This is a genomic window from Aeromonas sp. 604282 (genome assembly GCF_049170575.1).
In the GTDB taxonomy this organism is placed as follows: domain Bacteria; phylum Pseudomonadota; class Gammaproteobacteria; order Enterobacterales; family Aeromonadaceae; genus Aeromonas; species Aeromonas veronii_A.
The window spans coordinates 85,720-111,448 of sequence record NZ_JAAKMV010000005.1 but is presented as its reverse complement, the minus strand read 5'-3'; the positions used below and the strand labels follow the sequence as shown (position 1 = coordinate 111,448).

Below are 25,729 nucleotides of genomic sequence, written 5' to 3'. Positions count from 1 at the left end.
AAGCCTCTAGATTTACCCCCTGCTTTTAGGCATTCTCCCAGCATACCAGCCGCCAGGAATCAACGGCTCGGATCACAAAAACGGACTGTAGTGGCTCCCACGCCACTGTTTACGGCTTGCACCAATCAAAACCGGGACTCCCCCATGAAAATGAATAAACTGACGGTCGCCATCCTCATCTCCATGATGTTTGGCATCCTCACCGGCCAGGGCTATCGTATGTTTGCCGCAGATCAGGCTGCGGATTTCGCCAATAACATCACTATCCTGACCGATATCTTCCTGCGCCTGATCAAGATGATCATTGCCCCCCTGGTCTTCACCACCCTGGTAGTCGGCATCGCCAAGATGGGTGACACCCGCACTGTCGGCCGCATCGGCGCCAAGACCCTTGGCTGGTTCATGTTGGCCTCCCTGATGTCCCTGAGTCTGGGTCTGGTGATGGTGACCCTGATGCAGCCTGGCGTGGGTCTTTCACTCTCCCTGCCCAATGACTCCGCCACTTCCGGTATTGCTGCCGGTGCCATTACCCTGAAAGATTTTGTGACCCATGCCATTCCCAAAAGCGTGGTCGAGGCGATGGCCACCAACGAGATCCTGCAGATTGTGGTGTTCTCCCTCTTCTTCGGACTGGCTGCCGCTGCGCTGGGCGATCTGGCCAAGCCGGTAGTGGTGCTGATGGCCAGCGCTGCCGAGATCATGCTGAAAGTGACCGGTTATGTGATGAACTTTGCGCCGTTCGCGGTGTTTGGTGCCATCGCCGCCATGGTCGCCAAAGAGGGCCTGGGTATTCTGGTCACCTACGGCAGCTTTATGGCCCAGTTCTACATCGCGCTGGCCTGCCTCTGGTTGCTGCTGATCGCCATGGGGAGCGTTTTCCTGCGTGGTCGCGTCATCAAACTGCTGGCGCTTATCCGCGAACCTATCCTGCTGGCCTTCTCGACCGCCAGCTCTGAAGCGGCCTATCCGAAGACCCTGGATCGTCTGGAGAAGTTCGGCTGTGACAAGCGTATCGCCAGCTTCGTGCTGCCGATGGGGTACTCCTTCAACCTCGATGGTTCCATGATGTACTGCACCTTTGCGGTGATGTTCATCGCCCAGGCGTATGGCATCGAGCTCTCCATGGCCCAGCAGATCACCATGCTGCTGCTGCTGATGGTTACCTCCAAGGGGATGGCCGGGGTGCCGCGTGCCTCTCTGGTGGTGATTGCCGCGACCCTGAACCAGTTCCATATTCCGGAAGCGGGCATCCTGCTGCTGTTGGGGATCGACCATTTCCTCGATATGGGCCGATCTGCCACCAACGTGCTGGGCAACGCCATCGCCGCCAGCGTGGTTGCCAAGACCGAAGACAGTTTGGGCGAAACCGATGCGCTGGGTGAGAGTGAGCCGGCCAAGGTCTGATCACAACATTATGAAAAATAAACAACAACGGCCCGCTAAAGCGGGCCGTTGTTGTTTATGAGTCGTCTACACTGCTAGATAGTTTCCATCTGGAGTGTATGGTTATGAATATTGCTCGCCGACTTCAATTTATCGCCCTGTTGGTGATGCTGACGCTCATTTTCCTCAGCTGGTTCAGTATCAATCGCCTTGGGGCTGGCAACCGTGATTTGAGCTATGTGACAGACAATACGGTGCCGAGTATTTCCCTTATCAAGGAAGTCCAGGCCGATTTCTATGAGCTGCATTCGCATGTGCAGACTCATATCCTCAACACTGACAATAGCAAGATGCAGCAGATCGAAACGAATATTGCAGATATGCGTAAACAGATCAGCTCACTGTTGGATAAATACAAAAGCGATATGCTATCCAATGATGAAGATCGGCGCCTGACTGACGATGATCAACGCATTATTGCGCAATACTATCAGGCGATAGACAAGGTTCTGCTGCTTTCCAGCCAAAACAAGAATGATGAGGCAAGAGACGAGCTAGCAACGGAAGCCTCCAGACTGTTTGAAGAATTTGCCAAGGCAATCGAGCTTCACGTCAACTTCAATATGGATTTGGGACTGGCGCTCAAGAAGCAGGGCCAGGAGAACTACGACAACAGCCTGCAAACCCTGTTGCTTATCGCCGGTGGTGCCACCGTACTGACGATGGGGCTGTTTGTCTGGTTGTTCAATCAGGTGGCCAATCCCCTTCGCACCGCCATGGATACCCTGACCCGGATCCAGCGCGACCTCAACTTTACCCTCAGAGCGGATGTGAAACAGCAGGATGAGATTGGTCTGACCCTCAATGCGGTCAACCGGTTGCTCGATACGCTGCAACAGACATTTACCGAATTTTCCGTCGGCAGCTTGCAGATCAAGAGTACTGCCGAATCCCTCTCTCAAGCGGCGCAGCACCTCGCCAGCTCGGCCAGTCAGGCCAATGATGCTACCAGTCTGATCGCCGCCGGTGTGGAAGAGATGACTGTCAGCATCACAGATATCTCCCAGCGTACCCAGGAGACGAGCCGTATCACCAATGAGTCAGGGCAGCTGGCTAGCGAAGGAAGCAGAACCATAGATCGTACCGTTCATGCCATCAACGAGATCGCCGACTCCATTCGGCAGGCCTCGGCCGAGGTCATTGCGCTGGGTGAGGGCATTTCGCGCATTGGCGGTGTGGTCAACGTGATCCGTGATGTGGCGGGGCAGACCAACTTGCTGGCCTTGAACGCGGCCATTGAGGCGGCGAGGGCCGGGGAGTCCGGCCGTGGCTTTGCGGTGGTGGCAGATGAAGTGCGCAAACTGGCTGAGCGCACAGCCCAATCCACTCAGGAGATATCTGCCACTGTAGAGGCGATCCAGCAGGAGTCGAACAATACGGTCTCCCGCATGCATCTGGTGGAGGAGAAGGTGAGCCAGGGGGTCAACATGGCTACCGAGAGTGGCGCCATTATTGCCGAAATCCGCAGTGCGTCGCACCGGGTGATGGAGCAGGTGGGCGAGATCACCAATGCCATCCGCGAGCAGAGTTCGGCCGCCGAGTCGATCGCTCATCAGGTAGAGCAGATTGCTCAGGTCGTGCAGCAAACCAGCAGCACAGCGGAGGAGACCTCAGCCGCAGCCGAGGAGCTCAATGTCACCACCGAGAGCATCCACCAGCAGATATCCCGCTATCGCATTCAGTAACGCCGAGAGTTGTTATCCATACGCTATCCCCGCCAGCCAGCTGGCGGGGATTTTTTATATGGCCTGCTTAGAAGCCTGAGCCCGGTTGCTGCAAAAATGTCGCCTCTTCCGGTGTGCTGGTGCGACCCAGAATGTCGTTGCGGTGGGGGAAGCGGCCAAAGCGTTCGATGATCACCTGATGGCGGCGGGCAAAGTCGGCAAATCCGGCAAAGGTCGCCTGCGCCGGTGTGCCAGCTTGCTCGGCAGCCAGTGCCTCGAACAGCGCCACACTTCTGGCCTGTTGTTCGCGGGATTCGGCATGCTCCAGCGGCAGATAGAAGAAGACCCGCTCCAGTGGTGAGAGGGATTTGTCCGCCCCGATGGACAGCCCTTTCAGGCAGAGATCCCGTGCCAGCGGATCCCGGGCAAAGGCTGCAGGCGTGCCGCGATGGATATTGCGGGGCAACTGGTCGAGCAGCAGGATCAGCGCCAGCCGACCGCTGGGGAGATCGGCCCAGTGGGCGAGACTGCCCTTGGCTGCGGCCTCTGCCAGCTCGCCAAAGCGGCTGGCCAGCAGGGCATCCGTTTCGCTGCTTTTTCCCCACCAGAGCGGGGCTTGCCGTGTGGCCCGCAGGACGTCATCGGCTTCGTTGCCAAACCAGAGAGCGAGCAGAGATTGCCAGGGTTGCATGGGAACTCCTTGAGGTGATTCAGAGGGAACCAGGAACAAATGGCTCAGGGGTGCTGCCGAAACGGCGGCTTCTCGTTACACTGTGCCATCTTTTGCCCGAAAGACGTAACCCCCGATGGTGAGCGCCGGATTCTTGGCGCGGCCGATGATGGCCTGCGATCGCCATGAGGTGGTCCTGTTGACCCTGGTGGTTATCGGGACGTACACCTCTCTCCCGGGGTTGTTCTCACTGATATAAGGAAGCTTTGATATGGCCGGAACCAGTTTGTTGGCCCTGCTCGATGATATCGCCAGCGTGCTTGATGACGTGGCGCTGATGACCAAGGTCGTGGTGAACAAGCGCGAGACATTTTTCGGGAAGACGTTTCTCACTGATATAAGGGATCTTTGATATGGCTGGAACCAGTTTGTTGGCCCTGCTCGACGATATCGCCAGCGTGCTTGATGACGTGGCGCTGATGACCAAGATGGCGGCGAAGAAGACCGCCGGGGTATTGGGGGATGATCTGGCCCTCAACGCGGAGCAGGTTTCCGGAGTGCGTGCCGAGCGGGAGCTGCCGGTGGTGTGGGCGGTGGCCAAAGGCTCATTTCGCAACAAGCTGATTCTGGTGCCCGCCGCCATCGCCATCAGTGCCCTGGTGCCCTGGCTTATCACGCCACTCTTGATGCTGGGAGGCGCCTACCTCTGCTTTGAGGGGGCCGAGAAGCTGGCCCACAAGTTCCTGCCTCATGAAGTGAGCGAAGGTGAGGCACACACAGCTCCTATTCCCGATGATCTGGTCGCCTTCGAGCAGCAGAAGGTAAAAGGGGCGATCCGCACCGATTTTATTCTCTCTGCCGAGATCATCGTCATCGCTCTTGGCACGGTACAGGGAGCAAGCCTCGCGCTGCAGCTATCGGTGGTGGCGGGCATTGCCCTGCTGATGACCATCGGGGTCTACGGGTTGGTGGGGCTGATCGTCAAGCTCGATGACATCGGTCTGCATCTGCTGCAAAAGCCCGATGGCAGCGCCTTGCGCCGCGCTGTGGGGCAGGGACTGTTGGTGACGGCGCCTCGTCTGATGCACCTGCTGGCACTGGTCGGTACCATCGCCATGTTTATGGTGGGCGGCGGCATTCTGGTGCATGGCTGGCCCTTTGCCCATCACCTGATTGAAGGCGCAGCCGCTGTCGTTGCCACCCTGCCCACAGTGGGGGCCGTACTGGCGGCGGTGACGCCGACGCTGCTCAACGCCGTGGCCGGTGTGGTGGCGGGTCTGCTGCTGGTTGCCGTGATGACGCTGGTGAGCCGTCTCGCCCCGGCCAAGGGATAAGCGAGCTTGCGGGCCATTGTCTCTTTTTTCCTCTCTTCATTTTTTGGCCTTCGGGTTGCCCGGTTTCGGACTTGCTGCCCGCAGGTCTGCTGCGCCTCCCGATAAAGGCCTTTGCGAGAAGCTATGTATCAACAACAGTGGAATAACGACCATATCTACCCGGGCCTCGACAGCCCAGAGCTGGAAGCGGACATGCGCGCCGCCCGAGGCGCGCTGGAGGAGCTGACCAGCTATATGGCGGGTCTGGACATGGTGCGCGGTGATGACGCTGCACTGCTGGATTTCTTGCGGGAAGTGCGGCTGCGCGCCCGTGATATTCGCCATATCGGCTGGAACGTCGCCATTCTGGCCGCATGCCGAGGCAGTCAGGATGCGCGGGATCCGCAGGCCAAACAGTTGGCGTCCCGTGCCCGCGCCCTTAATGCCGATCTGTTCAAGACGCTGGCGCCGGTGGAAGATCTGATGCTGGCCTTGCCGGAAGAGGAATTCGCCGCGCTGATGGCGGATCCGCTACTAGGCGAGGAGGCGTTCCGCCTGCGCCACGAGCGTCGTTTGCAGGATCAGCGCCTGCCGGTGGCGGCAGAGCAGCTGGTGATTGGTCTGGGCACCGATGGCCTGCACGCCTGGGGCAACCTCTACAACGATCTGGTGGGCAAGATCCGCTTGACCATTGATGGCCGCGAGATGGGGCTGGCCGAGGCGAGCAATCTGCTCTCCAGCCCGATACGTGCGCTGCGTTTAGAAGCCTTTGATGCCATCAGCGCCGGTTGGGAAGGTGAGCAGGAGACGGTTGCCGCTATCCTCAATGCCCTCAACGGCTGGCGGCTGGAGCTGGCCCGTCAGCGTGGCAAAACCCGTGTGCTCGATGCGCTGGATCTCTCCTGCCACCAGAGCCATATCGAGCGTGCCACCCTCGATGCCCTGATGAGCGAAACCTGGCGAGCCCGTGGGTTGGGCCAGCGGGCGCTGGAGCTGATGGCCGAGTGCCTTGGTCTCGACAATCTGGGGCCGGAGGATCTCTTTGCGCCGCCGCCAGCTGCCAGCAGCCGCGAGAGCCCGTTCGAGGAGGCGATCGAGTTGATTGCCGATGCCTTTAGCCGTTTCGATCCCGAGATGGGGGCGTTTGCCCGCATGATGGCCGAGAAGGGGTGGATTGATGCGGCCCCCACGCCAAATCGCCGCACCGGCGCCTACTGCACCAAGTTTGCCGAACCGGTCGAGCCGCGGGTCTTCGTCACCTATGCCGGCACTATGGACAACGTCATTACCCTGGCCCATGAGCTGGGCCACGCCTGGCACAACTGGGTCATTCGCGATCTGCCGATGAGTCAGCGCAGCTATCCCATGACGCTGGCGGAGACGGCCTCCATCTTCGCCGAAACCCTGGTGCGCAGCGCCCTGTTCGAGCAGGCGCAAAGCCCGGAAGAGCAGCTGGCCATCGCCTGGGCCGAGGCCGACGGCGCAGCCACCTTCCTGGTCAATATCCCGGCTCGCTTCGATTTCGAGCAGGCGCTGGTGGCCGAGCGGGCGCAGGGTTATGTGCCGGCAGAGCGACTCAAGGCACTGACCGACGAGGCGTGGGGACGCTGGTATGAGGGGAGCCTGACCCGCTATCACCCCATGTTCTGGGCGGCCAAGGCGCACTTCTCCATCCCAGGGCTGGGCTTTTACAACTACCCCTATCTGTTTGGTTATCTGTTTAGCCTCGGGGTCTATCAGCAGTTGATGAGCCGCAAGGCGGCGGGGGAAGAGGGAGTGGCCGAGGCGTATCGCGCCTTGCTGCGCGATACCGGCCGGATGAGCGCCGAAGATCTGGTAGCCAAGCATCTGGGGCAGGATATCCGTGAGGCCGCTTTCTGGCAGGGGAGTCTGGCACAAGTAGCGCAGGCGGTAGAGCGCTTCGCGCAGTTGCCTGCCTGATTGGGTCAGCGGTGATATGAACAACAGGCCCCCGGACAGTCTCGCTGTCCAGGGGCCTGTTTGTTATGCCTGCTCTTGCTGCGGTTTGATGGGACCTACGAACAGAGGACGGGTCTGGTGAGTCAGATCCGGCTGATAGCCGTTGAAGAAGAGGTTGAGCAGCACCGAGCTGATGGTGGCCAACAGAATACCGCTATGAAAAAGCGGTTGTAGCTGCGCCGGAAGCTGCTGGAAAAAATTCCCGGAGACCGTCGGGATCATGCCAATTCCAAGACTGATGGCGACGATATAGAGGTTGTGACGGTTGCTGTTGTAATCGGTGCGCGCCAGGATGCGAATGCCGGTTGCCAGCACCATGCCGAACATGACGATACCGGCGCCCCCCAGCACGAAGGGCGGGATGGAGGCGACCAGCACCGACATCTTGGGGATGAGGCCAAAGGCAAGCAGGATCCCCCCCGACATCACGCAGACCCAGCGACTCGATACTCCGGTCACGCTCACCAGACCGATATTCTGGGAGAACGATGTGTGGGGGAAGCTGTTGAAGATCCCACCAATGATGGTGCCTATGCCATCCACCCGCAGCCCGCGCACGATATCACCGCGCCTGGCCGGATGGCCGACGATGTCGCCAAGGGCCAGAAACATCCCCATCGACTCGATAAAGGTGATGAGCATGATGACTGTGAGGGTGGCGATGGAGATGGGATCGAAGGTGGGCCAGCCGAAGGCGAAGGGCACGATGGGGGCAAACCAGGCTGCCTCGCCGAGGCCGTCGAGGCTCACTTCGCCCATGGCGATGGCCACCACGAAGCCGAAGATGATCCCGAGCAGCACCGAAATATTGCTGAAAAAGCCCTTGGTGAAGCGGGTCACCAGCAGGATAAAGACGAGCACCAGAAAGCTGGTGCCGATGTAGCGCAGGCTGCCATATTCCGGATTGCCCTTGCCCCCCGCCATCCAGTCGATCCCCACCTGCATGATGCTGATCCCGATAGAGGTGATGACCACCCCGGTCACCACCGTGGGGAAGAGCGGCATCAACCGACCGATCAGCGGTACCAGCAGGGTCGAGATGATACCGGCGGCGATGGTGGCGCCAAAGATGCCCGTCAGCCCCAGATCTGGGTTGGCTCCGATGGCCAGCATCGGCATCACGGCGGCAAAGGTGACCGACATGATGACCGGCAGCCGGATCCCGGCAAAGCGGCCAATCCCGACACATTGCAACAGGGTGACGATACCGCAGCAGAAGAGATCTGAACTGATAAGGTAGGAGATCTGCTCCTTGGGCAGCCCCAGACTGCCGCCGATCACCAACGGCACCGCCACGGCGCCGGCGTACATCACCAGCACATGTTGCAGGCCCAAGGTAAAGAGTTGGCCCATGGGGAGCATGCGCTCCACTTCATCCACCGGGCGCTTGCGCGTGCCCGGTCGGGGGGAGGGGGGGTTGGTCTCGTTCATGAACAGATCACTCCTTGAAGCCCGCGCAACTGCTACAGGCAAGATAGTGAAAGCCGCAGCTTTCCCGGTCATTGATCTCGTGTATTGACTGACGTGCCAGATCCCTTTGCAGTGGCGAGAGGGATCCGGTGCAGCACGGGTCAGTGCACAAAACATGCACAATGCCGCTCATGAGCGAAAACGTTTGGCGATAACGCCTTGTTTTTGCGGGATGAGTCACATACCGGCCAGATAAGTGTCCGGCTGTTGGCAGGGGAAGGAGGTGGGGCATCTCAGATTGGTAAGGGATTTATCATTATCGGTCTGGCGATCTCACTTTGATAGCCAGGCACCAGAGCGTTGCTCGCAATGCTCCCCCCTGCATGTGACAGCGCTCGCGGGTCACAAGGCGCAATCGGGGGCGGGGGCGTGATCCAAAGCAAGAAAGTTGGATGTTTTGGTGGCGCGCGGGGCAGCCGCTGGGGTAGTTTCGATAAAACCGACACAGTTCCTGAGGTCTTATCCATGATCATCTATCTGCATGGCTTTGATGCCACCAGCCCCGGCAATCACGAGAAAGTGCTGCAGTTGCAGTTTATTGATGATGATGTGCGTTTCGTGCACTACAGCACGGTTCACCCCCGTCATGATATGAGCCATCTGCTCAAGGAAGTGAAAAAACAGCTCGATATGAGTACCGATCCCAAACCACTGATCTGCGGTGTCGGACTTGGTGGCTACTGGAGCGAACGGATCGGCTTTCTGTGCGGCATTCGCCAGGTGATCTTCAACCCCAACCTGCACCCAGAAGAGAACATGCAGGGCAAGATCGACCGGCCGGAAGAATATGACGATATCGGTACCAAGTGTGTAACTGAATTTCGTAAGAAAAATTCAGGAAACTGCCTGTGTATCCTTTCCGTTCAGGATGAAGTGCGCGATAATCGGGACACTGAACGTGAATTGAAGAACTATTACGACATCGTGTGGGATGAGCGCGAGACTCATAAGTTCAAAAATATCTCGCATCATCTACAGCGGATGAAGGCCTTCAAAGAAGCCTGATCCATCACGTCGACCGATTTCGTTTTAGGGAGCCAATGGCTCCCTTTCGTTTTGAGGAACCGAGGAAAATCATCATGATGAATATTGTCGTTGTAGGCGGCGGCGCCGGTGGCCTGGAGCTTGCTACCAGTCTGGGTCGCAAGCTTGGCAAAAAGAACAAGGCCAAGATCACTCTGGTCGATCGCAACCGCACCCACCTGTGGAAACCCTTGCTGCACGAAGTAGCCACTGGATCCATGGATGCGGGCATCGATGCCCTGAGCTATCAGTCTCACGCAAAAAACCACGGTTTCGATTTCCAGCTCGGCACCCTGACCGATATCAAGCGCGATGAGAAACGCATCGTGCTGGCCCCGATCCACGACGACAGTGGCGACATCGTGGTCAACGAGCGCGAGCTGCCTTACGACTATCTGGTGATGGCCATCGGCTCTGTTTCCAATGACTTCAACACCAAGGGCATCAAGGATCACTGCATCTTCCTGGATAGCCCCTCCCAGGCGCACCGCTTCCACAACAGCATGATGAACCGCTTCCTGCAGTTCGCCACCGAATATAAGCCGGGCGACAAGGTGAAGATTGCCATCGTTGGCGGCGGCGCCACCGGCGTCGAGCTCTCTGCCGAGCTCTACAACGCGGTCGAGCAGCTCTATGCCTACGGCTTCAAGAACCTCACCACCGACAGCCTGAAGGTGACCCTGGTGGAAGCGGGCCCGCGCATTCTGCCGGCTCTGCCGGAGCGCATCAGCGGCGCCGCCCATCAGGAGCTGGTCAAGCTGGGTGTGGACGTGCGTACTGCCACCATGATCACCGAGGCGACCGCCGATGGTCTGCACACCAAGGATGGCGAGCTGATTGAAGCTGACCTGATGGTGTGGGCGGCCGGTATCAAGGCGCCTGACTTTATGAAGGATATCGCCGGTCTTGAGACCAACCGTATCAACCAGCTGGTGGTGAAAGAGACTCTGCAGACCACCCGTGACGAGAACATCTTCGTTATCGGTGACTGCGCCGCCTGCCCGCAGCCGGATGGCAAGTTCGTGCCGCCGCGCGCCCAGTCTGCCCACCAGATGGCCAGCCAGGCATTCAAGAACATTCTGGCCAAGATGAACGGCGGCGAGATGAAGCCCTACCTCTACCACGACCACGGTTCGCTGGTCTCCCTCAGCCGCTTCTCCACCGTGGGCAGTCTGATGGGTAACCTGATGCGCGGCTCCATGATGGTCGAGGGCTACATCGCCCGTCTGGTCTACATCTCCCTCTACCGGATGCACCAGATCGCCCTGCACGGCTACGTCAAGACCGGCCTCATCATGCTGGTAGGTCGCATCAACCGGGTACTGCGCCCGACCCTGAAGCTGCACTAAGCCGGGATTTGGCACCATGTTGAATACCAAAAGGAGAGGCTATGGCCTCTCCTTTTTTATGGGCGCAGATCAGGAAAGAGAGCGTTACTTGCCCAGATAGGTGCGGTCGAAGAAGGTATTGACCCAGTGAGGGCGGTAGATGGCCAGCACCGTCATCGCCATGCCGTTGAGCAGGGCTTCGGGGAACAGCAGCAGTGGCCAGATGGAGAGGTAATCCGCCGTGATGGTGTGCCAGGGGTAGCTGTGACTCAGCCCCATCAGCAACGCACTGGCTACCACCTTGACCGAGATGGTGAGGGCGCCGCCGAGAAAGGCGGCCACGAAGATATAGACAAAGAGATGGCGTGGCAGCCAGGCCCAGCTGGCCAGAAACAGCAGCCAGCTGGTGGCCACCGGCAGGGCGATGCCCACCAGTGCCTGCCAGCCAAAATCGGCCATATTGGTGACACCGAAGTAACCGAGCACCAGCAGGGTCAGACAGGGGGCGAGCAGTGCCAGCCGCCAGCCCAGCAGCAGGGTGAGGGTGGTGAGCCCGAGAAAATGGACCTCCAGCCCCTCATGCAGACCGGCCCTTAGATACCAGAGCGGCACCAGCGCGATGGCACTCCCCAGCAACAGGTGCTGATAGAGGGGGTTGTCATGGAGGGTCTGCCACAGGGAGCGGCGCAGGCTGAAAGCCAGCAGTACCAGCCAGATCAGGAGGGCGGCGAGTTGTCCTTCACTCATCTTGTCGTCCATTCATGCAGTAAAGTCAGGGTGGCCTTCCCGACCGCCCCATAGCAGAGCAGGCTGACGAATCAGCCTGCTTTTACCATCAATATTTGACGTTGTTGTGGTACTTGCCGAGGATGCCCTTGACCCGTTCCATGGTCTCCTTGCTGGGGGGCTTGATCCCGCTCAGCTCGTACGGGTCGCCCAGCACATCCCACTTGTGTTTGCCGAGCTCATGGTAGGGGAGCAGCTCCACCTTCTCCACGCTCTCGCCCAGCTCGGCGATAAACTGGCCCAGCCCTTCGGCGCTCTCGTCGTCGTCGCTCCAGGTCGGCACCACCACGTAGCGGATCCACATGGTCTTGCCTTTGGCCGCCAGATAGCGGGCAAACTCCAGGGTATATCTGTTGCTGACGTGGGTCAGTGGAATGTGTTTCTCGTCATTGATCTGTTTGATATCGAGCAGCACCAGATCGGTCTGGTCGAGCAGCTTGTCCACCTGTTCGTCGAGATGACGGACGAAGCCGTTGGTGTCGAGACAGGTGTGGATCCCTTTCTCTTTGCAGGCGGTAAAGAGTTCGGTAATGAAGGCCGGTTGCAGCATGGCTTCACCGCCGGACGCTGTCACGCCACCGCCGGAGGCATTCATGAAGTGGCGATAGCTGGTGATGTCACTCATCAACTCCGGTACGGTCACTTCGCGGCCACCTTCGGTATCCCAGGTATCGCGATTGTGGCAGTACTTGCAGCGCATCAGGCAGCCTTGCATGAATACGATAAAGCGTATTCCCGGGCCATCGACAGTGCCGCAGGTTTCGACGGAATGGATCCGGCCAATGGTGCCGTGAGCTCCGGCTGGCTGGCTGATTTCAACGGCAGGGATCCGATTAATGACAGACATAAACAACTCCAACGATTCGAGCAGGCCGTTATTTTATTACATAAACCCCTATTGATCCTACACCTTTAGTCCGCCGCCCGGCTGCCAAGCAGCTGCTCCAGCCCCTTGACGGTGAGCGGCCGACTGGTGAGATACCCTTGATAATGCTGGCATCCCAAGGTTTTGAGGATGGCCAGTTGCGCCTCATCTTCCACCCCTTCGGCGGTGACGGTAAAGCGGAATACCTGGGCCAGATCGAGGATAGCCTTGACGATAGCCCTGTCCTGTTCGCTGTGCACCAGGGTCTGAATGAAGCTTCTGTCCAGCTTCACCTCATCGGCGGGCAGATCCCGCAGATAGGCCAGCGACGAGTAGCCGGTGCCGAAGTCGTCGATGGAGATGAGGATGCCCAGCTCCTTGAGCTGGCGCATTCTGGCGATACTCTCCTGCCGATTCTCCAAGACTACCGATTCGGTTACCTCCAGCAGCAGGCGGGAGGGGGGCACACCGGTGTCGCGCAGAATGTACTCCACCTGTTGTACGAAGCCCTGGGTGTGGAACTGGCGGGCACTGACGTTGACCGACAGATGGGGGATCTGTAGGCCACGGTTGAGCCAGAAGCTGTATTGGGCGCAGGCGGTCTTCATCACCCAGTAGCCGATCTCGAGGATCAGGCTGGTCTCTTCGGCGATGGGGATAAACTCCCCGGGTGGCACCATGGTGCCGTCGCTGCGCTGCCAGCGCAGCAGCGCCTCGATACCTGACAGCGAGCCATTGTCGACCCGGTATTGCGGTTGATAGTGGAGTTGCAGCTCGTGATGACGCAGGGCATCGCGCAGCTCATTGGTGAGGGTCAGCCGATTTTTCTCGTGCTGGGCCATCGCCTCGGTAAAGAAGACGTAGTGGCCCTGACCGGCCCGCTTGGCCATGTGGGTCGCGGTGTCGGCCTGTTGCATCAGGACCAGATGATCCGTCTCGTTGCCGGAGAAGAGGCTGATCCCCACCGAGGCGCTGCAGTGCAGCTTGTGATCGCCGATGTCGAACGGGGTGCGAAACAGCCCCATCAGCTCGCGGGCAAAGTGCTCTGCCAGAATTTTGGCGGTGACTTCCCCTTGTCCCAGCTGGGTAAAGAGCAGGGCAAACTCATCCCCCGAGATGCGCGCCTGCACCAGATTGTCCTGGGGCAGATCCTTGAAACGCTGTACCACGGCCTGCAGCAGCAGATCGCCGCAGGCGTGGCCGAGGGAGTCGTTGATTGACTTGAAATTGTCCAGATCCACCAGCAGCAAGGCGCCCCACTGGCCGTTTGGCTCGCTCAGGGTCTGCTGCAGAATATTGTTGAGACTGCGCCGGTTATGCAGGCCACAGAGATCGTCGTAGTAGGCGAGCAGCTCGATATGTCTGGCCGCTTCCTTCTCACGGGTGATGTCGTAGAAGCTGCAGATAAAGTGGCTGAGATCCCCCTGATCATCCCTGACCCCGTTCACCATCAATCGCACCGGAAAGAGGTGGCCATCCTTGTGCAGACAGCGCTCCTCACCCAGCCAGAACGCCTGCTCGTTGACGGCCCGACTGACATCCTCCTTGAGGTGATCGCCAAAATAGGTTGGGCGCAGCTTGCGAATGGAGTGGCCGAGCACCTCTACCTCGCCAAAGCCGGTGATCCGGCTGAAGGAGTGGTTGACCTTGAGGATGATGCCGTTGTGATCCATCACGATCAGTCCATCGTGGGTATTGAAGGCTACTTCCGCCAGCCGCAGGGCGTCGTCGGCGGCGAGGCGCTGCAGCTCGATAGCCGCTCGCTCATGCTGGCTGCTCAACAGATCCAGCAGAAGCTCTGGCTCTTTCAGTGGGGCGTCGAGCAGCAGGGTGATCTGCCCCATGACGGCACCGTGCTGGTCATGAAGCGGGATACCGATATAGGTGTCGGCCTTGAGGGCCAGCAGCCGGGTCGCCTTGGGGTAACGCAGTGCCAGATTTTCCACATAGATGGCCTGACCGTGCTGGAACAGCTCCAAAGCGGGGCCTTGCTCTAGCTGGATGGGCTTGAGGGTAGAGAAGAGCTCCCCGTTAAACACGCAGCGGGGAATGAGCCAGAGCTCCTGACCGCGGGGCTGGAACTCGCCGAGCCAGCCCGCGCGGGCACCACTACGGCTCATGGCCCAGTGGATCAGCGTCTTGCAATAACTCATCCCGGTCAGTTGGCTTAGCTCGGCAGGTAAACTTGCTTCCCCCTCCTGCTCTTCGCACTGTGGTTGCCAGTGACCGAGCAGTTGAGCGCTGTTGCGCACCAGTTGCAACATCTCTTCGCTGAGCGGTGTGGGATCGAGATACTCCAGACTCAGCACCCCAAAGAGCTTGTCCTGCTCCAGCAGGGCGCCATCGAGGCGCGAACGCACACCGGCACTGGCCAGATAGAGATGATTGCTCAACATTGGCTGATGGGCAGCCTCCGAGAAGCTCAACGCTTTGCGGGTGCGCAGGGCACGGATATAGCGGCTGTCACCTCGGATCGGATAAATGCTCTCTATGCCGAGGGTAAATACGGGGGTGAGCTGCTCGCTGCCGAGATCGCCGTTGGCCTGATAGTGCCAGAGAATGAGCCGATCGGCCCCCAAACTCTCTTTAAGGGCTTCGAGCAGGGGGGCATACTGTTGCTGGCTTGCCATCTGGCTGAGGCGCGGCAGTTGCAATGCAAGATCGGAGATGGGCTCCTGACGAAGGTTCTGCAGACAGATGAGCCAGAAGCCATCCTGCTCGTGGGCGAGGGCGATATGCCACAACTGGCTGGCAAAGCGCACGGTGATTTTGCCGCCATGGCCGTTGGCCAGCAGTTGTTCGATGGGCAGGCGCAGGGCATCGGGAAGCTGGGCAGGCCAGGGCGCGCGCGGCTCATCGAGCCAGTAGAGCGGGGTTTGCATCACGTCGGTCAGGGCGACCAGCCGTTGACTGCGCAGATCCAGACGGAAAAAGAGCGGCGTCTGGAGGGCAGGAGGAAGATGACTGAGAGCGGTAGACGACATGAACAAACAACATCCTGTTAAGCAACCGTCGGGGTTGCAAGAATACTGCAAAATGGTGTGAAACAAAATTTCATTGAATTCTAAATTAGAAAAGCCTAATTTATTGCCCATTATCATGTATGAGGAGTCTTGCAGATGAAACGGATCCTGATTATCGGTGGTGTCGCGGGGGGCGCATCGGCGGCTGCCAGAGCACGCCGGCTGAGCGAAGAGGCGGAGATCGTGATGTTCGAGCGGGGCGAGTTTGTCAGCTTCGCCAACTGCGGTCTGCCCTATCACATCGGGGGCGATATCCCCGACCGGGATGCCTTGCTGCTGCAGACTCCCCAGAGTTTCAAGCGCCGTTTCAACGTCGATGTGCGGGTCTTCCACGATGTGATTGAGATCGACAAGGCGGGCAAGACCTTGCTGGTGCGCAACCTGCAAACCGGTGAAGAGCAGCGCGAGCATTACGATGTGCTGCTGCTGAGCCCGGGGGCGGCGCCGATCCGTCCTCCCTTCCCCGGTATCGACAGCCCCCATGTTTATACCCTGCGCAACATCCCGGACATGGATCGCATTCTGGCGGCTCTGCATCACGATCAGCCGCGCCACGTCACTGTGGTGGGCGGCGGCTTTATCGGGCTGGAGATGATGGAGGCGCTGCATCAGCGCAAGCTGGATGTCACCCTGCTGGAGCTGGCCGATCAGGTGATGGCTCCGGTGGACAAGGAGATGGCCAACATGCTCCATGCCCGCATCCGGGAAGAGGGGATCGACCTGCGCCTGCGCACCGGCCTCACCGCCATCGAGAGTCTGGATCTGCCTGCCGAGAAGACCTCTGCCGTGCCGAACGCCAAAAGTGGTGGCCTGCGCCTGACCCTCAATGACGGCTCCCATCTTGATACCGGTCTCTTGATCCTCGCCATCGGCGTCAAGCCGGAAACTCTGCTCGCCGCCAAAGCGGGGCTGGAGCTGGGCCCACGGGGCGGCATCAAGGTCGATGCCGGGATGCGTACCTCGGATCCCTTTATCTATGCGGTGGGGGATGCGGTGGAAGAGATTGATTTCGTCACCGGCGAATCTGTGCTGATCCCGCTGGCGGGCCCGGCCAACCGGCAGGGGCGCATCGCCGCCGACAACATGCTGGGCCGAAGCGAAACCTACAAGAAGACCCAAGGCACCGCCATCTGCAAGCTGTTCGATCTGGCGGTGGCCAGCACCGGCCTCAACGAGAAGCGACTGGTGCAACTGGGATTGCCGTTCGAGAAGGTTTATGTCCACCCGGGCAGCCACGCCGGTTACTACCCCGGCGCCCATCCGGTCAGCCTCAAGCTGCTGTTTGCCCCGGATGGCAAGATTTATGGCGCCCAGGCCATCGGCAAGGATGGCATCGACAAGCGCATCGATGTGCTGGCGGTGGCCCAGCGTGCCGGTCTCACCGTGTTTGATCTGCAGGATCTGGAGCTTACCTATGCGCCGCCGTTCGGGTCGGCCAAGGATGTGATCAACATGGCGGGCTTTGTGGCAAGCAACCACCTGAAGGGGGACACCCTGCTCTGCCACGTGGCCGAGGTGCAGGCTCGTAACCCCCATCAGCTGGTGGTGGATGTGCGCAATGGCCCGGAGCTCGACAAGCTGGGCCGCATTCCGGGGGCACTGCATATCCCCCTCGACGAGTTGCGTGGTCGCCTCCATGAGTTGCCCAAAGAGAAAGAGCTGCTGATCAGCTGTCAGGTCGGGCTGCGCGGCCATGTCGCCTGCCGCCTGCTGAGCCAACACGGCTTTAAAGTGAAGAATCTCTCCGGCGGCTTTAAAACCTGGCAGATGGCCACCGCCGAGTAACCGTTTTATTTCTGTGCCTGTTTGCCCCTCTCCCTTGTGCGTGCAAGATGAGGGGCTTTTTGTTTCTGCTTTTCGCCCTTCTTGCATTCCCCCTCGTTGCTGCAATATTTCGACACACTTTATTTCCTGTGCCGGACAAAATTAACGTTTTGTTCAGGGGATGGGTGCTATAACCCCTGCCTCGTTCATGATGAACCGTGTAGTAGGGAGAGTGACATGCTGGATATGCTGATGGCCATTTGGCATCAGGATTTTGACGCCCTGGTTCAGATGCAGGCGGTACCCCTGCTGATCAGTTGCCTGATGCTGGTACTGCTGCTGGAGTCCGCATTCGTCTTTCTGCCCCTGCCGGGGGACAGCCTGGTACTGCTGGCCGGTGGGTTGGTGGGCATGGGGGTGTTTGGCCCCGAAGTGACCCTCTGTTTTCTGCCGCTGGCGGCGGGACTGGGATCTGTGCTGGCGTACTGGCAGGGACGGGCACTGCAGCGCACCCGCTTTATGGATCATATCGAGCGGATATTGCCTCCCGACAGCCTGCCCAAGGCGACCCGGCTGCTGAAAAAGTACGGTTTTCTGGCGATGTTCTCCTCCCGTTTTATCCCGTTTGTGCGGGTGCTGACCCCCATGCTGATGGGGATTGGCCGCCTGAGCGTGATGCGGATGTGCGTGGCCAGCTTTGCCAGTGCCTTTATGTGGGCGCTCTGCCTCAGTTTGGTGGGCAAGCTGGCGATGAATACCCCCTTCTTCCTCCATCACAGCGAACTGTTGACCCGAGCCCTGCTGATTACCTCGCTGGTGCTGTTTCTGGCGGCCGTCATGGCCATCCTGTTTCGCTGGTTCAAAGGGGGAGCAAAAAACGAGACCAGCCACGACTAGATGACAACACTTGCCGCACTGGATCTGTGGGCATGGGGGTTATCGTGCTGCAGGGGTGCGGAATTGTGCCCATTCGGGTAATGAGCTTTGTGTCGGGTGAGCAGGATGCCTTATCCTGTTTCCAGCCACGCTGCGTTTGCAGCGCTCCAACTCGGGATGGAACCTATGCGCCTCTTCGACTCTCCCTCTGCTTCTCACCGCTCTACCGCTGGAACCGGCGCTCTGCGCCACCGCTGGTCAACCCTGCTGCTTTGCGGAGTGGTCGGTTTGCTGTCTGGTTGCGGCCCTGACAAGCCCGCCAGCCAAGTACCGACCACCGAATCCACTGCGCAGCAGGAGACCGGGGCACCAACATCTGTAGTGCAGGCCAATGCCCGCCAGTATCGTGATGCGCCGGCACTGGCGCTGGTCTTCTCCGGCCCCCTGGCGCCGAAGGCAAACTGGCAGAGCTGGCTCGGGGTCAGTGAGGGGGGCAAGCAAGTGCAGGGGGAGTGGATCCTCGCCGACGATGGTCGCACCCTCTATTTCCCGAACGTTCAGCCCGATAAAAGCTATGAAGTGAGCCTCAAGGCGGGGCTGGGCCCATCCCCCCAGAGCTGGACCCTCAAGGCCCGGCCGCTGGAGGCGGGAGCCTCCTTTACCGCCAGTGGCATGGTATTGCCGCTGCGTCAGGAACTTCGCTTGCCCATCAGCGCGGTCAATGTGGACGAGGTCAATATCGATTTCTTTCGGGTCGATGCGGAATATCTGCCCCGTTTTCTGGCGGAATATCGCCCCGGTGCCGGCATGGGTAACTGGGAGCTTGAGCAGATCTCCAAGCGGGCCAAGCGGGTGTTCAGCGGCCGCTACGCGCTGGAGCTCGATGCCAACCGGCGCGAGACCCGCCTCATCAATGTGAAGGAGCCGCAGCTGGCGGAGGCTGGCGTCTACTTTGCTGTGATGTTCCCCCTTGGCAACTATGACTGGCGCAAGGAAACCACCTATTTTGCGGTGAGCGACATGGGGCTCAGTGCCCGCCGTTACCGCGATCAGCTGGAGGTGTTCGTCAGCTCGCTGGCTACGGCTGATCCGCTCAAGGATGTGCAGCTCTCCCTGCTTGACGAGAAGGGCAACCGGCTGCAGGTGCAAACCACCGATCCGCAGGGCCATCGCCGCTTCGATCAGGTGCAGGGGGCTCGCTTGCTGCTGGCCGAACAGGGCAACCATCTGGCAGTGCTGCGCCTCGATGGGGCTGCGCTCGATCTCTCCACCTTCGATCTCGGCACCCAGCCCTGGCAGGCCCAGCAGTTGTATCTCTTTAGCGGGCGCGACCTCTATCGCCCCGGCGAGCGGCTCGACAGCGAGATCCTGCTCAAGGGGCAGGATGGCCAGCTGCTGCCGGGGATGGCGGTGGAGCTGGAGGTGAAACAGCCGGACGGCCAGCTGCTCGAGCAGAAACGGCTGCTGCCGGACAATTTGGGCGCGGCCCACTACGGTCTGCGTTTGCCGGATGATGCACCGCTCGGGCGCTGGACCATCAACCTCAAGACCGCCGCTGGTAGTCGTTTCGAGTGGCCCTTTTTGGTGGAGGAGTTTTTGCCGGAGCGGCTCAAACTGCAACTCGGCAAGGGGCCGGATGGTGAAGTCACGAGTCTGGACGCCGCCCTGACTATGCCACTGCAGGGGGACTATCTCTACGGTGCGCCTGCGAGCGCCACCAAGGCGAAGGCGGAGGTAAAAATCAGCCGCGCCACCATGCCCTTTACTCAGTGGCAGGAGTTCACGCTGGGGGACGTGCTGCTCGCCGAGCAGGCCAAGGATCTCGAGGCGCGCAGTCTCACCCTCAATGAGCAGGGGCAGGGGACTTTTTCGCTTGCTGATGAGCTCGATGGGGTGCGAGCCCTCGGGCCGCTGGAGGTGGCCTATCGGGTGTCGCTCTCCGAGCCTGGTGGCCGCGCCGTCAATCGCAGCCGCACCCAGTATGGCTGGCCCGCGGGCAGCCAGTGGCCGGCACTCAAGGCTGATTTTGTGGCGGATCGGGTAGAGGGGGGCAAGCCGCTTCCCTTCCAGATCCTCAACCTCGATGACAAGGGGCAGCCAGTGGCGGGGGCGGTAAAGGTGCGCCTTATCAATGAGTACCGCGACTACTACTGGCACTACGCCGATGGTGAGGGGTGGAAGTACGAATTCAACAGCCAGCCCTATCTGGATCAGGAGCAGACCCTGCAGCTGGATGGCAAGGGGCCGACCCCGCTCACGCTGCAACTGGCGGCGGGCTGGTATCGGTTGGAGGTGGAGAACAGTCAGGGCCATCAATCGAGCCTGCGGGTGGAGATAGGCAGTTACGCCTGGGGCGGTGGTGGCGAGCAGGCGCGGCCTGACAAGATTGCCATCACCCTCGACAAGCGTGCTTATCTGGCGGGCGACAAGGCCAAAGTGACCCTGGTGGCCCCGCGGCCCGGCAAGGGCTTGCTGCTGGTGGAAGATGGCGACGGCCTGCGCTGGTGGCAGCGTATCGAGCTCAAGGGCGCCGCTGGCGATGCCAAGGATGCCCGCGGCGAGTTCGAGATCCCGGTCAGCCCCGAGTGGCAGCGTCATGACTTGCATATTTCTGCCCAGATTGCCGCGCCAGACAGCGCCTCCAAACCGGTCAGCAGCCAGCAGGGGCAGAGCCTGCGCTCGGTCGGGCTGGTGCCGCTCACGCTGGATCGGGAAGCGCGCCGTCTGCCGCTCACCCTGAGCGCGCCTGATAAAGCGGTGCCGCTCACCCGACTGGAGGTGACCGCCACCTCCACCCCCAACAGTCAGGGCCGCGTGGTGCTGACGGCGGTGGATCGGGGCGTGCTCAATATCAGCGATTATCAGCCGCTCGATCCGTTCGAGATCTTCTTTGGTCGCAAGCGCTTCTCCCAAGATTTGTTCGACAACTACGGCCAGGTGATCCCGCCGCAGGATGGCAAGCTGGCCCGCCTCAACTACGGGGGCGATCGGGCGCCGCTGAAAAAGGGTGGCGCGCTGGAGAGCCGGGTCGAGATAGCCGCACTGTGGAGCGGCGAGGTGAGTTTTGATGAGAGCGGCAAGGCGGTGATCCCGCTCGATCTGCCCAACTTCAACGGCGAGTTGGCACTGATGGCGCTGGCCTGGAACGAACAGCAAGTCGGTGAGGCCGAGCGCGCCGTCAAGGTAGTGTCGCCCTTGGTGGCCGAGATTGGCTGGCCGCGCTTTGGCGCCAGAGGGGATGAGACCCGGGCGCTGGTGCAGCTGCGCAACATGAGCGGCGAGGATCAGACCCTCTCCCTTGCCTGGACCCTCAATGGCGGGTTGAAAGCAAACGGCGAGCTGCCCGGCACCCTGTCCCTTAAAAATGGCGAAGAGCAGTGGTTGACCCTGCCGCTCACCGTGACCGGGGCGAGGGGTGTGGCAAGCCTGCAGTTGGCGGCCAGCGGCAAGGATTTTGCCATCAGCCGTGACTGGACTCTGCCGCTGCGCTCCCCCTGGCCGGCCGAGACTCGCCAGCGCTACCAGATGCTGGCTCCCGGCCAGCAGATGAGCTTTGCGCCAGCTGAGCTGGTCGGGCTGGATCGCTCCAACCTGCAGGGGCTGCTCAGCCTCTCCGGCACTCCCCCCTGGGATCCGGCAGCCCAGTGGCAGGCGCTGGCTGACTACCCCTACGCCTGTCTGGAGCAGACCCTGTCGCGGGCCTGGCCTTACTTGCTGACCACGGCGGATGAGCGGGCCGCCTGGAGCAAACCCGCAGAGGGCAAGAAAGCGGCGAGTGAGGCGGATGTGCAGCGCGCCCTGCAGCAACGGCTGCAGCGGTTGCAACTGCCAAGCGGCGGCTTTGGCCTCTGGGATGGTCGCTCCGATGAGGAGCAGTGGCTCACCGCCTATGCCGCCGACTACCTGCTGGCTCGCAAGGAGGCGGGTGACGCCGTGCCGGAGGCGATGCTGAATCAGGCGCTGAACCGGCTGCAAAGCTATCTCACCGACAGTCAGTATGGTGAGCGCTGGAGCAGTGCCCCCGAGCACAGCCGGTTGGCCTATCAGGCCTACAGCGCCTATGTGCTGGCCCGGGTGGGCAAGGCACCGCTCGCTACCCTGCGCCTCATCTGGGAGCAGCAGGCTGATCACGCTCGCTCCGGTTTGCCGCTCTTGCACCTCTCGCTGGCGCTCTCGGCCATGGGGGATGAGCAGAATGCCGCCAAGGCCCTCAGCCGGGCATTGGTGACCGAGCGCGGGGATGACTATCTGGGCGATTACGGCTCACCACTGCGCGATGAAGCCCTTGAGCTCTCCTTGCTGCGTCAGCACAAGCTGGCTGCGGAGCGCTGGCCTGATCTCAGCGCCAAGGTGGCCGATATCCTGGCTCACCGTCAGTGGCTCAGCACCCAGGAGCGGCTCGCCTTGTTGCGACTCGCCCGCTTCGATCCGGCCGTCGACTGGCAGGCCAAAGTCGCCTCATCCTCTGGCATCGAAGCCTTGAGCGGTTCGGCTTTGCTGCAGCAGGGCTCCCCCGAGGCGCTGGCCGCCAGCGCCGTTACCAACGAGGGCAAGGGATCCCTCTATGTGCAGCGCACTCTGGTCGGCTACCCCGAACAGGCGCCAGCACGGATTAGCAAGGGGATGAGTGTGACCCGCAGCTGGTTCAACAGCGACGGTCAGCGTTTTGACCCGGCCAAAGTGAAGGTGGGCGATCTGGTGGTGGTGCGACTCAACGTCAGCAGCGAATCCGCGGTGCCCGATGCCCTGCTGGTGGAGATGGTGCCCGCAGGCTTCGAGCTGGAGAACCCGGCCCTTGGCAACAGCATCAAGCTCGAAGAGCTCTCCATTGAGGGGAAACCAGCGTGGCAGAGCGAATGGAACGACTATCGCAAGCATCAGGAGTTTCGCGACGACCGCTATACGGCGGCGCTGGATCTGAGTGAGGGGAGCAACCAGCAGCTGGTCTACCTGATGCGGGCGGTGACGCCGGGTCGCTATCAGGTGCCACCGACCCAGGTGGAGGATATGTACCGGCCTGAACTGCGGGCTGTGGGTGAGGATATCCACGAGGTGCGTATCTCTGAGTAACAAACCCTCCCTTGAGCGGGTTCGCCCGCTCACTTTTTGGCAGCGTGGTTGGCTGAGGCTTCGCCGCAGTGGCCGCGCAGGCTGGCGCTGGCTTGGCGGTCTGCCGCGCTGGCTGCGCTTTTCGGTGCTGGGAGTTGTCGCACTGCTCCTGTCATTGCTGGCGCTGGATCGCATTTTCCCGCCGCCGCCACTCGACCCCGCCTACGCACGGGTGGTGCTCGACATGAAAGGACGGCCGCTGCGCGCCTTTGCCGATACCAGCGGCGTGTGGCGCTACCCGGTGACCCTGGAGCAGGTCTCCCCCCGCTATATCGAGGCATTGCTGGGTTACGAGGATCGCTATTTCTGGCGTCATCCTGGAGTCAATCCGGTGGCCATGGTGCGCGGGGTCTGGCAGTGGCTGCGCTATGGGCGGGCCGTTTCGGGCGGCTCGACCCTCACCATGCAGGTGGCGCGCCTTATCGAGCCCTACCACAGGAGCGTGCCCGGCAAACTGCGTCAGATGGCCCGTGCGCTGCAACTGGAGTGGCATTACGACAAGCGCACCTTGCTCACCGTCTACCTCAACCGGGCGCCGTTTGGCGGCAACCTGGAGGGGGTGCAGGCGGCAAGTTTTGCCTATCTCGGCAAGAGTGCGGCCAAGCTGACCTATGCCGAGGCGGCGCTGTTGGCGGTGCTGCCACAGGCTCCCAGCCGCAACCGGCCGGACCGTCATCCCGAGCGGGCCCGCGTCGCCCGTGACAAGGTAATGCAGCGGCTGGTGGCTCAGGGTGTCTGGCCCGAGCCGGTGTGGTTGGAGGGACGTATCGAGCCGGTGCTGGCCAGCGGTCACTTCACGCCGATGGAGGCGCCGCTCTTTGCCCGTCTCGCCGCCGACCATCAGGCCGGGGCGCTGGTGCACACCACCATTGATGGCGATCTGCAGCGCTGGTTGGAGGGGCGGGTGGCGAGCTACATTCGCCGCTTCCCCGAGCAGACCTCAGCGGCGTTGCTCTTGGTAGACAACAAAACCATGGCTGTGCGCGCTTATGTGGGCAGCGCCGAGTATGGCAATTTGCGCCGCCACGGTTATCTGGACATGGTGCAGGCGATCCGCTCTCCCGGCTCTACGCTGAAGCCCTTCATCTACGGTCTGGCCATGGATGAAGGGTTGGTGCACTCGGCCTCCTTGCTCTCCGATGCGCCGAGGCTGGGGTCTGACTATCGTCCCGCCAACTTTTCCGGCGCCTTTCAGGGGCCGGTGACCCTCGCTCAGGCACTGCAGCAATCCCTCAACGTGCCGGCGGTGCAGGTGCTGGAGGCGCTCGGGCCGGACAAACTGGTCAGCCGCCTCGACAACGCCGGGGTGAGACTGGCGCTATCCGACAAACCCAATCCGGCCATCGCGCTGGGGGCGGCGGGCATTCGGCTCGAGCAGCTGGTGGCGCTCTACAGTGCGCTGACCCGGGAGGGGCAGGTGGCGATGCCGGTCTGGCTGGCGGGGCAGCAGGCGGTGTCGCGCCCCTTGCTGAGTCCGGGCGCGGCCTGGATCATCTGGCAAATATTGAGCGCGCAGGGACGGGCGGACCAACCCTTTGCCAGCGAGGCGACCGGCCGGGTCAACCGACTGGCCTGGAAGACCGGCACCAGCTATGGCTATCGCGACAGCTGGGCCATGGGGGTCTCCGGTCGCTGGACCATAGGCGTCTGGCTGGGGCGCCCCGACGGCACCCCTTTGCCCGGTTTTTACGGCCAGAGCGCAGCGGTGCCGCTGCTGCTCTCGGTCTACTCGCGGCTCTCGGACAACAGCCCCCTGCCGGCACAACCCAGCACGGTGAGCGAGGCCAAGATTTGCTGGCCGCTGGGGCGCAAAATGAGCGCGACCCTGCCTGAGGCCTGTTTGCAGCGCCAGAGCGCCTGGTTGCTGGAAGGGCGCGATCCACCCACCTTGCCGGATCCCATGGATTGGCCCTCGCCGCTGCGACAGGTGGCACTCACTGCCGAAGGCAAGCCGACCTTGGCCCGCTGCCAGGATGCGGCGCAATCCGGTTTTCGGGCGCTCTGGCCGTTGTCGCTGGAGCCGTGGCGGTCCCCCGGCGAGCGACGTCAGGCGCTGTTGGCAAGTGGTTGTGCTGGGGAAGGGCAGAGTGCCGAGCTGCAGGCCCCTATTCGCATCGTGGCGCTGGGGGAGGGCAACCTCATTCGCAGCCAGCGCTATCGGTTGCAGCCCAAGGTGCTGGGCGGTGTCGGCAAGTCTGCCTGGTTTCTCAACGGCCAGCAACTGCGCTGGGACGGGGATCAGGTGCTGAGTGTGGCGGGTCGTTATCAGCTGGTGGTGGTGGATGAAGCGGGCAACAGCGATCGTATCGAGTTTCGCGTGGTGCATCCTGACAGTGATGCCAGCACCATCACCCGTTGATCGTTTTGCCGACAGCCATTGAGGTGAATGTAATTAACCATTTGAAATGCATCAAT

The 25,729-nt window shown here is 60.9% G+C and carries 16 protein-coding genes; 11 read left to right on the top strand and 5 right to left on the bottom strand.

What is annotated here, in order from left to right; genetic code table 11:
- Positions 1–144: 144 nt before the first annotated feature.
- Positions 145–1,404, top strand: a complete 1,260-nt coding sequence (locus tag G5367_RS08390) for a dicarboxylate/amino acid:cation symporter (protein ID WP_421243965.1) — start codon at positions 145–147, stop codon at positions 1,402–1,404.
- 104 nt (positions 1,405–1,508) lie between these two features.
- Entirely contained in the window at positions 1,509–3,128 is a 1,620-nt protein-coding gene (locus G5367_RS08385; protein WP_421243964.1) for a methyl-accepting chemotaxis protein, read from the top strand.
- A gap of 67 nt (positions 3,129–3,195) precedes the next feature.
- On the opposite strand, the gene G5367_RS08380 is transcribed toward G5367_RS08385, so the two are convergent.
- Positions 3,196–3,798: a DUF924 family protein gene (locus G5367_RS08380; RefSeq protein ID WP_421213329.1), complete on the bottom strand. Its 603-nt coding sequence runs from the start codon at positions 3,796–3,798 to the stop codon at positions 3,196–3,198.
- Between the two features lie 250 nt (positions 3,799–4,048).
- On the opposite strand from G5367_RS08380, the gene G5367_RS08375 reads away from it, so the two are divergent.
- The 3 genes from G5367_RS08375 to G5367_RS08365 all read left to right on the top strand — a co-directional run bounded on the left by G5367_RS08375 (position 4,049) and on the right by G5367_RS08365 (position 7,031).
- Positions 4,049–4,189, top strand: a complete 141-nt coding sequence (locus G5367_RS08375) for a hypothetical protein (protein WP_021231002.1) — start codon at positions 4,049–4,051, stop codon at positions 4,187–4,189.
- A gap of 1 nt (position 4,190) precedes the next feature.
- A complete protein-coding gene (locus tag G5367_RS08370) occupies positions 4,191–5,111 on the top strand; it encodes a DUF808 domain-containing protein (RefSeq protein ID WP_042053196.1) in 921 nt (306 codons plus the stop codon).
- A gap of 123 nt (positions 5,112–5,234) precedes the next feature.
- Entirely contained in the window at positions 5,235–7,031 is a 1,797-nt protein-coding gene (locus G5367_RS08365; RefSeq protein WP_421243963.1) for a M3 family oligoendopeptidase, read from the top strand.
- A 63-nt stretch (positions 7,032–7,094) separates the two neighbouring features.
- Here the strand turns inward: G5367_RS08365 and G5367_RS08360 are convergent, their stop codons facing one another.
- Complete coding sequence (locus G5367_RS08360; protein ID WP_421243962.1) at positions 7,095–8,501, bottom strand: nucleobase:cation symporter-2 family protein; 1,407 nt, start codon at positions 8,499–8,501, stop codon at positions 7,095–7,097.
- Positions 8,502–9,005: 504 nt separating this feature from the next.
- Here G5367_RS08360 and ycfP point away from each other — a divergent pair.
- Together ycfP and G5367_RS08350 are read left to right on the top strand one after the other, a co-directional pair.
- The gene (gene ycfP / locus G5367_RS08355) at positions 9,006–9,545 is read left to right on the top strand and encodes an alpha/beta hydrolase YcfP (protein WP_005334000.1); all 540 of its coding nucleotides are present in this window, start codon (positions 9,006–9,008) and stop codon (positions 9,543–9,545) included.
- Between the two features lie 74 nt (positions 9,546–9,619).
- Positions 9,620–10,912 (top strand): NAD(P)/FAD-dependent oxidoreductase, encoded by a 1,293-nt coding sequence (locus tag G5367_RS08350; RefSeq protein WP_421243961.1) that lies wholly within the window; start codon positions 9,620–9,622, stop codon positions 10,910–10,912.
- A gap of 84 nt (positions 10,913–10,996) precedes the next feature.
- Here G5367_RS08350 and G5367_RS08345 read toward each other — a convergent pair whose 3' ends face one another.
- From G5367_RS08345 to G5367_RS08335, 3 genes are all read right to left on the bottom strand, one after another.
- The gene (locus tag G5367_RS08345; protein WP_421243960.1) at positions 10,997–11,638 is read right to left on the bottom strand and encodes an energy-coupling factor ABC transporter permease; all 642 of its coding nucleotides are present in this window, start codon (positions 11,636–11,638) and stop codon (positions 10,997–10,999) included.
- A gap of 88 nt (positions 11,639–11,726) precedes the next feature.
- Entirely contained in the window at positions 11,727–12,524 is a 798-nt protein-coding gene (pflA, locus tag G5367_RS08340; RefSeq protein WP_323915005.1) for a pyruvate formate lyase 1-activating protein, read from the bottom strand.
- 65 nt (positions 12,525–12,589) lie between these two features.
- On the bottom strand, positions 12,590–15,526 hold the full coding sequence (locus tag G5367_RS08335; protein WP_421243959.1) for an EAL domain-containing protein: 2,937 nt from the start codon (positions 15,524–15,526) through the stop codon (positions 12,590–12,592).
- 135 nt (positions 15,527–15,661) lie between these two features.
- Here G5367_RS08335 and G5367_RS08330 point away from each other — a divergent pair, with 135 nt between their 5' ends.
- From G5367_RS08330 to pbpC, 4 genes are all read left to right on the top strand, one after another.
- Positions 15,662–17,350, top strand: a complete 1,689-nt coding sequence (locus G5367_RS08330; protein WP_158112308.1) for an FAD-dependent oxidoreductase — start codon at positions 15,662–15,664, stop codon at positions 17,348–17,350.
- A gap of 216 nt (positions 17,351–17,566) precedes the next feature.
- Positions 17,567–18,226 carry a DedA family protein gene (locus tag G5367_RS08325; protein ID WP_421243958.1) on the top strand — a complete coding sequence of 220 codons (660 nt, stop codon included), beginning with the start codon at positions 17,567–17,569 and terminating at the stop codon, positions 18,224–18,226.
- A 165-nt stretch (positions 18,227–18,391) separates the two neighbouring features.
- Positions 18,392–23,275, top strand: coding sequence for an alpha-2-macroglobulin family protein (locus G5367_RS08320; protein ID WP_421243957.1), 4,884 nt, complete (start codon positions 18,392–18,394; stop codon positions 23,273–23,275).
- Positions 23,241–25,673: a penicillin-binding protein 1C gene (pbpC, locus tag G5367_RS08315; RefSeq protein ID WP_421243956.1), complete on the top strand. Its 2,433-nt coding sequence runs from the start codon at positions 23,241–23,243 to the stop codon at positions 25,671–25,673. The genes G5367_RS08320 and pbpC overlap by 35 nt, the downstream gene beginning before the upstream one ends.
- The last annotated feature ends 56 nt before the right edge of the window (positions 25,674–25,729 follow it).

What these genes read in the sequence shown, in the direction of transcription:
- G5367_RS08390 (WP_421243965.1), top strand. Translation starts at nt 145, where the DNA reads ATGAAAATGAATAAACTGACGGTCGCCATCCTCATCTCCATGATGTTT.
- G5367_RS08385 (WP_421243964.1), top strand. Translation starts at nt 1,509, where the DNA reads ATGAATATTGCTCGCCGACTTCAATTTATCGCCCTGTTGGTGATGCTG.
- G5367_RS08380 (WP_421213329.1), bottom strand. Translation starts at nt 3,798, where the DNA reads ATGCAACCCTGGCAATCTCTGCTCGCTCTCTGGTTTGGCAACGAAGCC.
- G5367_RS08375 (WP_021231002.1), top strand. Translation starts at nt 4,049, where the DNA reads ATGGCCGGAACCAGTTTGTTGGCCCTGCTCGATGATATCGCCAGCGTG.
- G5367_RS08370 (WP_042053196.1), top strand. Translation starts at nt 4,191, where the DNA reads ATGGCTGGAACCAGTTTGTTGGCCCTGCTCGACGATATCGCCAGCGTG.
- G5367_RS08365 (WP_421243963.1), top strand. Translation starts at nt 5,235, where the DNA reads ATGTATCAACAACAGTGGAATAACGACCATATCTACCCGGGCCTCGAC.
- G5367_RS08360 (WP_421243962.1), bottom strand. Translation starts at nt 8,501, where the DNA reads ATGAACGAGACCAACCCCCCCTCCCCCCGACCGGGCACGCGCAAGCGC.
- ycfP (WP_005334000.1), top strand. Translation starts at nt 9,006, where the DNA reads ATGATCATCTATCTGCATGGCTTTGATGCCACCAGCCCCGGCAATCAC.
- G5367_RS08350 (WP_421243961.1), top strand. Translation starts at nt 9,620, where the DNA reads ATGATGAATATTGTCGTTGTAGGCGGCGGCGCCGGTGGCCTGGAGCTT.
- G5367_RS08345 (WP_421243960.1), bottom strand. Translation starts at nt 11,638, where the DNA reads ATGAGTGAAGGACAACTCGCCGCCCTCCTGATCTGGCTGGTACTGCTG.
- pflA (WP_323915005.1), bottom strand. Translation starts at nt 12,524, where the DNA reads ATGTCTGTCATTAATCGGATCCCTGCCGTTGAAATCAGCCAGCCAGCC.
- G5367_RS08335 (WP_421243959.1), bottom strand. Translation starts at nt 15,526, where the DNA reads ATGTCGTCTACCGCTCTCAGTCATCTTCCTCCTGCCCTCCAGACGCCG.
- G5367_RS08330 (WP_158112308.1), top strand. Translation starts at nt 15,662, where the DNA reads ATGAAACGGATCCTGATTATCGGTGGTGTCGCGGGGGGCGCATCGGCG.
- G5367_RS08325 (WP_421243958.1), top strand. Translation starts at nt 17,567, where the DNA reads ATGCTGGATATGCTGATGGCCATTTGGCATCAGGATTTTGACGCCCTG.
- G5367_RS08320 (WP_421243957.1), top strand. Translation starts at nt 18,392, where the DNA reads ATGCGCCTCTTCGACTCTCCCTCTGCTTCTCACCGCTCTACCGCTGGA.